Annotated in this window: 9 protein-coding genes; 5 read left to right on the top strand and 4 right to left on the bottom strand. The window is 74.7% G+C overall.

Annotation, left to right across the window (positions count from 1 at the left end; all coding sequences use genetic code 11):
• The coding region (locus DLJ47_RS29065) for an NAD-dependent epimerase/dehydratase family protein (RefSeq protein WP_146228218.1) at positions 1 to 399 on the bottom strand (399 nt) is incomplete at its 3' end.
• Positions 400 to 631: 232 nt separating this feature from the next.
• On the opposite strand from DLJ47_RS29065, the gene DLJ47_RS29070 reads away from it, so the two are divergent.
• The 5 genes from DLJ47_RS29070 (at position 632) to eccCb (ending at position 9,031) form a co-directional block, all read left to right on the top strand.
• Positions 632 to 2,005, top strand: a complete 1,374-nt coding sequence (locus DLJ47_RS29070) for a molybdopterin-dependent oxidoreductase (protein ID WP_199236048.1) — start codon at positions 632 to 634, stop codon at positions 2,003 to 2,005.
• Positions 1,998 to 2,462 (top strand): hypothetical protein, encoded by a 465-nt coding sequence (locus tag DLJ47_RS29075; RefSeq protein WP_109904733.1) that lies wholly within the window; start codon positions 1,998 to 2,000, stop codon positions 2,460 to 2,462. Before DLJ47_RS29070 ends, DLJ47_RS29075 begins: the two co-directional genes overlap by 8 nt.
• 77 nt (positions 2,463 to 2,539) lie before the next feature.
• The gene (locus tag DLJ47_RS29080; RefSeq protein WP_109904719.1) at positions 2,540 to 4,156 is read left to right on the top strand and encodes a hypothetical protein; all 1,617 of its coding nucleotides are present in this window, start codon (positions 2,540 to 2,542) and stop codon (positions 4,154 to 4,156) included.
• Positions 4,157 to 4,231: 75 nt separating this feature from the next.
• Complete coding sequence (locus DLJ47_RS29085; RefSeq protein WP_109904721.1) at positions 4,232 to 4,681, top strand: hypothetical protein; 450 nt, start codon at positions 4,232 to 4,234, stop codon at positions 4,679 to 4,681.
• A 3-nt stretch (positions 4,682 to 4,684) separates the two neighbouring features.
• Positions 4,685 to 9,031, top strand: coding sequence for a type VII secretion protein EccCb (gene eccCb / locus DLJ47_RS29090; protein WP_109904723.1), 4,347 nt, complete (start codon positions 4,685 to 4,687; stop codon positions 9,029 to 9,031).
• Positions 9,032 to 9,079: 48 nt separating this feature from the next.
• Here the strand turns inward: eccCb and DLJ47_RS29095 are convergent, their stop codons facing one another.
• The 3 genes from DLJ47_RS29095 to DLJ47_RS35985 form a co-directional block, all read right to left on the bottom strand.
• The gene (locus tag DLJ47_RS29095; protein WP_109904725.1) at positions 9,080 to 9,565 is read right to left on the bottom strand and encodes a hypothetical protein; all 486 of its coding nucleotides are present in this window, start codon (positions 9,563 to 9,565) and stop codon (positions 9,080 to 9,082) included.
• Positions 9,555 to 9,869 carry a hypothetical protein gene (locus DLJ47_RS29100; protein ID WP_109904727.1) on the bottom strand — a complete coding sequence of 105 codons (315 nt, stop codon included), beginning with the start codon at positions 9,867 to 9,869 and terminating at the stop codon, positions 9,555 to 9,557. Before DLJ47_RS29100 ends, DLJ47_RS29095 begins: the two co-directional genes overlap by 11 nt.
• A gap of 103 nt (positions 9,870 to 9,972) precedes the next feature.
• Positions 9,973 to 10,442 (bottom strand): hypothetical protein (locus tag DLJ47_RS35985; protein WP_199236049.1); only part of this gene is annotated, 470 nt, incomplete at its 5' end.

Genomic DNA, 10,442 nt, shown 5'->3' on the forward strand with positions numbered 1-10,442 from the left:
GTGGCGGGAACACTCGTAGCGACCCTCGCCGTAGACCACCATCGAGCTGGCCAGCACCAGCCGGCGCACACCCGCGCGGTGCATGGCGGCCAGCAGCACCGCCGTGCCGTAGTCGTTGTGGCTCGCGTACGCCGGGGCGTCGGACGGGTCCAGCCCGTGGCCGACCATGGCCGCCTGGTGGCAGACCGCGTCGACCCCGGACAGCAACCGGTCGAGCAGGTCGGGGTCGCGGACGTCGCCGACCACCGGGGCGTGCCGACGGCTCCACTCCGGCAGCCCGGCACCGTGCGCCTGGGGCAGCAGCGCGTCCAGCGCCACCACCTCGTGTCCCGCGCCGGTGAGCAGGTCGACGACCTGGGACCCGATGAACCCGGCCGCGCCGGTGACCAGTACCCGCATCCGGTCAGGGTAGGTCGGCCGGCGCCGCCGCCGGGGCGGTTCGCCGGGCCCGTAAGCACCTCGAAACATCGCCCACCCCCGCCGGTGGACACATTGGTGGCGGTGGCCGATGCGGTGCGTTGGCCACGGTGGTGGCGGGGCCGAGCCGGTGGCGGCGGCGGGCGCGGGCGGTAAGGATCCGGTAATCGCGCAACCGGGGCCCGACCGCCGGCGCCGCCTCTAGCCTGCGGGAGTGAGCACCGACAGCGGCTCCCCGCCCGGCGGCGCCCCGGCCACGCCGGGGTCCGACCGGGCGGCGTACGGCTTTCCCCGACGGTGGTGGCGGTTCCTGGCGCGGCACTCCCCACCGGGCGCCGCGACGGTGGCTGGCCGCTGGCGCAGTCCGCTGCGCGGCCCCTGGCTGACCAGCGTGTTCGGGGCGGTGCTGCTGGTCACCCTGCCGTTGGTGATCGTCACCGGGCTGCTCGACTACGCCGCCTACAGCCCGCAGTTCGGCCAGGCGTTCCCCCGCGACGTGGGTTGGCTGCGCCTGCCGCCGTTCGACTGGCCGACCCGCCCGTCCTGGCTGTTCCGGCTCACCCAGGGGCTGCACGTGGCGCTCGGCATCATGCTGGTCCCGGTGGTGCTGGCGAAGCTCTGGTCGGTCATCCCGAAACTGTTCGACTGGCCGCCGGCCCGCTCGGTCGCGCAGGTGCTGGAGCGGCTGTCGCTGCTCCTGCTCGTCGGCGGCATCCTGTTCCAGTTCGCCACCGGGCTGCTGGACATCCAGTACGCGTACCTGTTCGGGTTCGACTTCTACACCGCGCACTACTACGGCGCCTGGGTGTTCACCGCGGCGCTGGTCGCGCACGTGGGATTGAAGCTGCCGCGGCTGGTCTCCGCGCTGCGGTCCCGCCCGCTCCGCCGCGAGCTGGCCACCCCGCGGTCCGGCACCCACCCCGAGCCGCCGGACCCGGACGGGCTGGTGCCGGTCCACCCCGGGGCGGCGACGATCAGCCGGCGCGGCGCCCTCGCCCTGGTCGGCGGGCTGTCCCTGCTGCTGGGGACGCTCACCGTCGGGCAGAGTCTGGACGGGGCGTGGCGTCGCACGGCCCTGCTGCTGCCCCGCGGCCGGGAGCCCGGTGGCGGACCGAACGGCTTCCCGGTCAACCGCACCGCTGCCGCCGCCGGCGTCCGGGACGACGACACCGGCGGAGGGTGGCGGGTGACGCTGCGGGCCGGCGGGCGGACGGTCGCCCTGGACCGTGCGGCGTTGCTGGCCCTGCCCCAGCACACCGCCCGACTGCCGATCGCCTGCGTGGAGGGCTGGTCCACCCTGCAGACCTGGACCGGCGTCCGGCTGCGCGACCTTGTCGCGCTCGCCGGGGCGGGCGACCTCAGCTCGGCGCACGTCCGCTCGCTGGAGCGGGCCGGGCTGTTCAACCAGGCGACGCTGCAGGCCAACCAGGTCCTCGACGGCGACTCGCTGCTCGCGCTGACCGTCAACGGGGCGGACCTCTCCCCCGACCACGGCTTCCCGGCGCGGATCATCGTCCCCGCGCTGCCCGGCGTGCACTGCACGAAGTGGGTCAGCGAGATCGAGTTCCGGACCCGTGGCGATGGCTGAGGTGCGCTCCCGGTTCCGCGCGGCGTACGGCGCCGGGGCGCGGCACCTGCTGCTGACGGCGATCGCCTTCGCGGTCACCGGATGGGTGGCGCTGCGGCTCGCCGGGGAGCCGACCGCCGGGGCCATGCTGCTCTGGTTCGTCGGCGCGGCGATCGCCCACGACCTGGTGCTCTTCCCGGTCTACGCGCTGGCCGACCGGGCCCTGCGAGGAGCCGTCCACCCTCCGGCGGCCGGGCCTTCGCTGGTGAACCACATCCGGGTGCCGGCCCTGGCCGCCGGCCTGCTGTTCCTCGTCTACCTGCCCGGCATCCTCCGGCAGGGCGGGCCGACCTACCGCGCCGCGACCGGCCAGGACCAGCAGCCCTTCCTGGGCCGCTGGCTGCTGGTCAGCGGCGTGCTGTTCCTGGCCAGCGCCGTCCTGTACGCGCTGCGCCGGCTCCGCGCAGGCCGCCGCTGACGCCCACCGCCGGCGCCATCGAGATGGTCGGGGGGTGCTGCCATGATGCGGCCCATACCGGAGCGAGGAGGCGGGCGGTGGAATCGGACGAGGGCTTCACCCCGGTGTTCGTGTCGTACCACCAGTTCCAGGTCGGCGGCGGAGCGGAGCGCGGCGACGACCTCGGTCTTTACACGGTCGGCGACGACCTGCTCCAGGTCACCGGCCGGAGTCAGCTCACGGTGCTGACCGGTCCGCACACCGGTCATGTCGGGGTGCGGCTCACGCTCCTCGGGTCGGCACCGCCCGAGGACGACCACCACGGGTGGCAGGCCGGCGCCGAGGCGACGGTGTGGCTGCCGGACGGCCGGGTCAGCGTGTGCGGGCTGATGGGCGACTGCCCGCCGCCGCTGCGCCAAGTGGAGGTGGGCGGGCCGGGGCTGTTCCGGGTCCGGGTCGAGTCGCGGGACCGTACGCGGAAGGGCACTCTCGCCGTACCGGAAGGCCCGGAGCGGTACCAGGTCACCATCTGGCCGGTGGACGAGGATCCGGGGTTCCGGACGTTGCGTCGCGACGACCTGCCCTCCCCGGCCTGGCAGCCGAACCCGGCGCGCGCCGCCGGCTGGGCGATGGTCCGGCTGGTCACCCTGGCCGATCCCGACCCTCGGGAGGTGGCGCTGCGCCGGGCGGCCACCGGGAACGGCGAGACGCCGGTCCACCCGCCCGCCGACCGGGCGGTGGTACGACGGCATCGCACGATGGCCGTCGACCGCGCCACCGACCTGCTGAGCCGCCCGGCCGAATTGCTCGGCGCGACCGTCCAGGGCGACGAGTTGGTGCTGCCGGTCGGCGGGCTGGAGGTCAGGCTGCAGGCCGTTGCCGCGGACGGCGGACTGGTCGCCCGGTGGCGGTGGGTACCGAAGCCGGGCACGGCGAGCCCGGTTCCCGACGCCCGGAACAGCACGGTCGAGGTCGGCGTGACACCGGCTTCCGGTGACGGCACGGCTGGCCTCGCCGTCGTTCACCGCGGCGTCCCGGCGTCGGACGCCATCCTGCTCGGGCTGGTCTGGGACCACCTGCTCGACCGCCTCCTGGAGACTCCGGCCGGGGGCGGTGGCACGCCGCACCCGTGGGAACCGGTGCTCGCCGAACTCGCGACCAGGGCGGCGGCCACCGCCGCCCGGAACCGCCGTCGTCACCTCGAGTTCGAGGCCCGCCGGTGGGGCGGCGCACCGCCGTCCGACGGCCTCCGCCGGGTGCCCGCCAACACGATCGGTCTGGCACGCCTGGATCGCCCGTTCCTCGATGCGCTGGCGGACGCGGCCCCCGACGTCCAGCGGGCCGTCGCCCGCTGGGGCGCCCGCCAGGCGTGCGCCCTCGCCGGCCTGACCGGCATCGGCTGGATCGCCCGGGCGCTGACGGCCCTTGAGCGGGGCGAGCCGCTGCCGCCACCGTTCGACGACGACCAGCAGGCGTGGGCGCGTCTGTGGGCCGACGACCGGGTCCCGTCCACCACGGTCACGACGCCGGACGGCACCCCCAACTGCTCGCAGCAGGCGATCGCGCTGCCGGCGGTCCGGGCCGCGGCCCACGAGGACCCGCTGGCCGGCGCCGTCGACACCGTCTACTTCGCCGCGCTCGCCGCCGGCGCCGACCACCGGGAGGTGCTCGCCGCCGCGAACGTCATCCTCGCCGACCTGTCCGCCGCACGCTAGGAAGCCGGCGGCAGACGACGGCCATCGACGTCGCGGCGGTGGTGTTGAATGTAGACACCCGTACGGAGGTGTGCTGTGGCCGAGCTTCTGCTGTCGATCCAACCGCGACCGTCGACGCCCGCCGAGCGGGTGGACGAGTTCGCCCGCCAGTTGGCGGACGACCTGCGTACGGTGCCGGGGCTGCGGATCGCGCACGCCCAGTCGGCGGCCGACGGGCACGGCAAGTCGCAGCAGGCGTGGGAGCTGGGGATGCTGGCGGTGGGCGGCCTCTTCTCGGCCGCGAGCCTGCGCGCCCTCGCGTACGTCGCCGTCGCCTACGCGGACCGGGTCAAGGCCCGGTCGATCACGCTGCGCAGCGGCGACAACGAGCTGGTGATCACCGGGTCGACCCGGGTCGACGCGCGTCTCGTCACCGAGCTGACGCAGCTCATCGGCGGCACACCGGCGGCCACCACCGAGCTTCCGGCCCAGCCGGAGCGCCGGCCGGTGGCCGGTCAGCACGGTGGCGGCACCGCCGGGAACTGACCCGTGGGAGAGCGCCGCGCCCTGCTGATCGCCAACGACCGCTACATCGACGAGTCGTTGACGGACCTCTACGCACCGCGGGAAGAGGCGCGTGACCTGCTGAGCCTGCTGGCCGACGCGGACGTCGGCGCCTTCGACCAGACCGTGCTGCTGGAGAACGAGTCGAAGAGCTCGATCGAGCGGGCGATCGAGTCGATGCTCCGGGCGGCCGGGCCGGAGGACCTGGTCCTGCTCTACTTCTCCGGCCACGGGGTGCGCAGCAGCAAGCGGGGCCGGCTCTACCTCGCGGTCGCCAACACCGAGGTGGACCACCTCTCCTCGACGGCGGTGTCCGCGTCCTTCGTCCGGGAACTGCTCGACGAGTCGGACGCCGCCAGCTCCGTGATCCTGCTGGACTGCTGTTACAGCGGCGCCTTCGAGGGGCACGGCCTGAAGACGACCGACGACCTGGCCATCGACGGCGAGCTGCGCACCGGCTACGGCCGCTACGTCATCACCGCGACCAACTCGGTGGAGCGGGCCGACGACGGCCGGCCGGCCTCGGAGACCACGTCGCGGCTGCGCTCGGCCTTCACCGAGACGATCATCCAGGGCCTGAGCACCGGCGCGGCCGACATCACCGGGCAGGGCCGCATCACCCCGGACGACCTGTGGCGGTACGTGCGGCTGGAACTGCCGAAGCGGACCTCCTCCCAGTCACCGTGCCAGTTCGGGCAGGCCAGCGACGAGGTGCACATCGCGCTGTCCCGGGAGGGGCACCACCGCCAGCGGCGCCGGCGGGACCAACGCGAGCCGCGGCTCGGCGACCTGCTGGGTCCGCTGGAACCCGGTGGCGACGTGAAGCTCTGCGCCACCGACTGGCGGCGCCGAGGGCTGCTGAAGGTGCCGATCGGTCAGGCGCAGCGGATCGACCAGCCGGCCGGCGAGCTGGTCTGGCTCGACCTGGCCGCCGCGGAGGGGCATCTGCTCCTCGTCGGCCGGACCGGCACCGGCAAGACCACGCTGTTGTGCTCCCTCATCGCCGGGCTGGCGCTCACCCACTCCGACCGGGAGGTCGCCTTCTACTGCCTGGAGTCGGGCGGGAACCTGCTCGGGCCGATGCGGCGGCTGCCGCACGTCCGCGCGGTCGTCGGCGACGACGAGGTCGGTGAGGTCCGCGCGCTGCTCGACCTGCTGGAACAGGAGGTCCTCGACCGCAAGCAGCTGTTCCGGCGGCACGAGCTGGAGTCGCCGGCCAGCCTGCGGGCCTGGCGGGCCGGCGTCGAGGCCAACCCCTATCCGGACGTGTTCCTGGTCGTCGACCGGTGGCAGGACTTCGCGACGCTGTTGCCCGACTTCGCTCCGCGGGTGGTGGACCTCGCGAACAAGGGGCTGGGCTACGGGCTGCACGTCGTGGTGCTCGAACGCAGCTGGCGGGTCATCCCGGAGGAGTTGCTGGAGCTGCCCCAGGCCCGGATCGAGACCCGGCTGTCGCAGCCGCACGAGTCGCGGGTCAACCCGGACCAGGCCGCCCGCCTGCCGATGAACGTGCCGGGCTGGGCCCTCTACGGCCGGCGCACCTTCCGGGTGGCGCTGCCCGACCTCACGGTCAGCGGGACCGATCCGGAGACGGAGATCGAGACCGAGGTTCGGCCGACGGGCGGGGCCCGGGCGATGGTGTCGGTGATCGCGGAGGCCTGGGGGATGCCGCGGGTCGACGCCGGCCGGGTAGACGCTCGCCCCGACCCGACCAGGGCGCCGGACGAGCCGTTGGCCGTCCTCGGCATTCCGGACTACGCCGCGTTGTGGAGCTTCGCGGGGCACCGGACCCCGCTCGGACCGGACTACCTGCGGGTGCCGATCGGCGTCGACGACGGCGGGGCGCCGGTGCTGCTCGACCTGAAGGAGTCGGCGCAGGACGGGATGGGGCCGCACGGGCTGCTCGTCGGCGCGACCGGCTCGGGCAAGAGCGAGCTGCTCCGTACGATCGTCGTGGCGCTCGCGGCGCGGCACTCGTCGGCCGACCTCAACCTCGTCCTGATCGACTTCAAGGGTGGCGCCACCTTCAGCTCGCTGGAGGGACTGCCGCACACCAGCGCGGTCATCACCAACCTCGCCGACCAGCTCCCCCTGGTCGAGCGGACGCGCGAGGCGCTCGCCGGCGAGCTGGTCCGGCGGCAGGAGCTGCTGCGGACGGCCGGCAACTACGTCTCCCGGCTCGACTACGAGCGGGCTCGGGACGCCGGCGCGCCGCTGGCGCCGCTGCCCAGCCTGCTGATCATCTGTGACGAGTTCAGCGAGCTGCTCGCCGCGCAACCCGACTTCATCGATCTCTTCGTGATGATCGGCCGGCTGGGCCGGTCGCTCGGGGTGCACCTGCTGCTGGCCACCCAGCGGCTGGAGGAGGGGCGGCTGCGCGGGCTGGACACCCACCTGTCGTACCGGATCGGCCTGCGTACCTTCTCCGCGTTCGAGAGCCGCACCGTGCTCGGCGTGCCGGACGCGTACGAGCTGCCCAACGCCCCCGGCCACGGCTACCTGAAGACGGGCGCCGCGATGACCCGGTTCCGGGCCACGTATGTCTCCGGGCCGCCGGCCCTCACCGGCGTCGACGCCGGCGCGACCGTGCCCCCGGAACTCGCCGGTCGCAGCCTGCTGCACGTCGTGGTGCACCAGTTGCGCGCCGGCCGGCCGCCCGCGCACCAGATCTGGCTGCCGCCGCTGGCCGAGCCACCCACCCTGGACGAGCTGCTGCCGCTGACCCGCAAGCCCGCACGCGGCCTCACGTCGACCGTCGGCGCCGGGTCGCTGACCGCGCCGGTCGGCGTCGTCGACCGGCCGTACGAGCAGCGCCGCGACCCGTTGCTCGTCGACCTCGCCGGGGCCGGCGGCAACGTGGCCGTCGTCGGCGCCTCGCTCAGCGGCAAGAGCACCATGCTGCGCTCCCTGCTCGCCTCGCTGGCGCTGACCCACACCCCGCGCGAGGTGCAGTTCTTCTGCCTCGACTTCGGCGGCGGCGCGCTGCGCAGCCTCACGGCGCTGCCGCACGTCTCCGGGGTGGCCGGCCGCCGCGACACCGAGGCGGTGCGCCGCACGGTCGCCGAGGTGGTGGCGCTGCTCGACGGGCGGGAGGCCCGCTTCGCCGAGCAGGGGGTCGAGTCCATGGCCAGCTACCGCCAGCGGCGCGCGGCCGGCGAGTTCCCCGACGACCCGTTCGGCGACGTGTTCCTCGTCGTGGACGGCTGGAACATCCTGCGCCTGGAGTACGCCGAGCTCGAGGAGACCGTCACGCTCCTCGCCCAGCGCGGGCTCCAGTACGGCGTGCACGTGGTGCTCACCGCCATCCGCTGGTCGGAGCTGCGGCTCAGCATGCGCGACCTGCTCGGCACCAAGTTGGAGCTGCGGCTCGGTGATCCCAACGAGTCGGAGTTCAACCGGCGGACCGCGGCTAACGTCCCGGAGGCGGCGCCGGGCCGCGGCCTGACCCGGGACCGGCTGCACTTCCTCACCGCCCTGTCCCGCCTCGACGGCAAGCACAGCGTCGACGACCTGGCCGAGGCGACGGCCGCGCTGGCGGACCAGGTCGCCGAGGCCTGGCCGGGCCGGGCCGCGCCGCCGGTGCGGATGCTGCCGCGCCGCCTCACCCGGGCGGAGTTGAACGAGGTGAGCGACCCGTCCGCCGCGGGCCTGCCGATCGGCGTCGACGAGGCCTCGCTCGCGCCGGTCTACCTCGACCTGGACAGCGACCCGCACCTGACCGTGTTCGGCGACGCGGAGTGCGGCAAGAGCAACCTGCTCCGGCTGGTCGCCCAACAGCTGGTGGCACGCCGTACGCCGGCCGAGGCCCGGCTGGTGGTCGCCGACTACCGTCGCAGCCTGCTCGGCGCCGTGCCTGCCGAGCACCTCCTCGAGTACGCACCGTCCAACCAGGGCTTCGCCCAGGCGCTCGCCTCGATCCGGGAGGCCATGACGAACCGGCTGCCCGGCCCGGACGTCACGACGGAGCAGCTACGGACCCGTAGCTGGTGGCGGGGGCCGGAACTGTTCATCCTGGTGGACGACTACGACCTGGTGGCGTCGGCGGGCAACAACCCGCTCAGCGTGCTGCACGATCTGCTGCCCCAGGCCCGCGACATCGGCCTGCACCTGATCCTCGCCCGCCGGGTCGGCGGCCTAGCCCGGGCGCTCTACGAGCCGGTGCTCCAGCGGCTGCGCGAGCTGGACTCACCCGGGCTGCTGATGTCGGGCAACCGCGAGGAGGGGCAGGTGCTGGGCACCCTCCGGCCGCAGCCGATGCCACCCGGTCGCGGCACACTGGTGCGCCGCCGCGACGGTGCCCGACTCATCCAGACCGCCCTCGCCGAGTCCTGATCTCCCGGCGGGTCGGTGCCCCCGCCGGGGTCAGCGCCCCCGCCGGGGTCAGCGGGACGCCGCCAGCGAGGCGAGGACGTCGGCGGCGCGGGCCCGCGCCGCTTCGGCGTGGGCCATCGCCTCGGCGAGCGCGGCGGAGAGCCGCCGGGCGAGCGCCCGCACCGCCATCGGCGCGGCGCCGGCGGCCGGCGCGACGACCTCGCCGTCCGGCGTGACGACGAGCCCCACCTGGTGCGCCTCGGCCACCGTCCGGCTGATCAGCTGTTCGGCCCGGGCCACCTCCCGGTCCCGGATCGCCAGCGCTTCGGCGACGGCCCGGTAGGTGTCGTGGGCGTCCTCCAGGCGCCGGACCAGGCGGCGCAGCGTCTCATCGACGTTGTCGAGCCCGACCCCGGTCCGCCAGTGCGCGGGCAGGTCACGGTGCACCCGATGGAGCTCGTCCGCGGCCTGCCCGGCGGCCCGGGCCGCGTCCGCCCACCGGTCGGCCGCGTCGGTGGCGGCTCCGGCCAGCCGCCGGTGGAGGTCACCGGCCATCGGAGACGTCCCGGAGCAGGCGGGTCAGCTGGGCTGCCATCTCCTCGTCCACCGTTCGCACCGAACCCGCGACCTGTCGGACGATGCCGGCGAGTTCCCGCAGCTCGCCGGCGGCGCGGGGCAGCTCGTCCAGCCAGCGCGTCGCCGCCTCGCGCAGCGGCCGACCGTCCGGGCCCGCCGTCGCGGGCAACTCGCCGCTGTCGGGCCACTCGACCGCCGCCAGGCGCTCCGCGACACCGGTCATCCGGTCCGCCAGGCCCGCCAGGCCCGCCGGATCCACGTCGAGCCAGCTCTCCCTGCCCACGGTCGCCTCCCGCCACCGTCGCCTGTGCGCAAAGCCTAGTCGAGCCGGCGGCGACAGTCCGGATCCCGCTGGGCCGCGTTGCCGTGGCCGGCGTCGGCGACGGTCAGACGGCGGTGGCCCGGGTGACCTTCCAGTCGCCGTCGACCCGCTCCAGGGTGAGCACTACCCGGTTCTGGTCCACCTTCTCCCCCGCCGTGGTGACGTTGCGCCGGTACTGGTTGAGGTAGACCAGCAGTTCCACCCGGTCGGCGGTGGCGGTAACCACGCCGGTCGAGGTGACCTCCGCCAGCACCACCGCCTGCTGCTTGGTGGCGGTCTGCTTCAACGTCGCCGTGGTCTGCGCGTACTCGTCGGCGAAGGCGCCGGTGGTGAAGGTCCGGGCGTTGGCGACGCTGTCGTCGAAGGTCCGGTAGTCGTACGAGAAGATGGCCTTGGCGGCCGCCGGAGCGGTGGCCAGTGCCTGCCGTACGGCGGCGTCGCGGCGGTCGGCAGCGCGGTCGGCGTACCAGCCGGCGACGGCGACGCCCGCCGCCAGCACGATCGCCGCGACCAGCGCGGGCACCGGCCGGACCC

The sequence above is a fragment of the Micromonospora sp. S4605 genome, assembly GCF_003176715.1.
In the GTDB taxonomy this organism is placed as follows: domain Bacteria; phylum Actinomycetota; class Actinomycetes; order Mycobacteriales; family Micromonosporaceae; genus Micromonospora; species Micromonospora echinaurantiaca.

What these genes read in the sequence shown, in the direction of transcription:
- DLJ47_RS29075 (WP_109904733.1), top strand. Translation starts at nt 1,998, where the DNA reads ATGGCTGAGGTGCGCTCCCGGTTCCGCGCGGCGTACGGCGCCGGGGCG.
- DLJ47_RS29095 (WP_109904725.1), bottom strand. Translation starts at nt 9,565, where the DNA reads ATGGCCGGTGACCTCCACCGGCGGCTGGCCGGAGCCGCCACCGACGCG.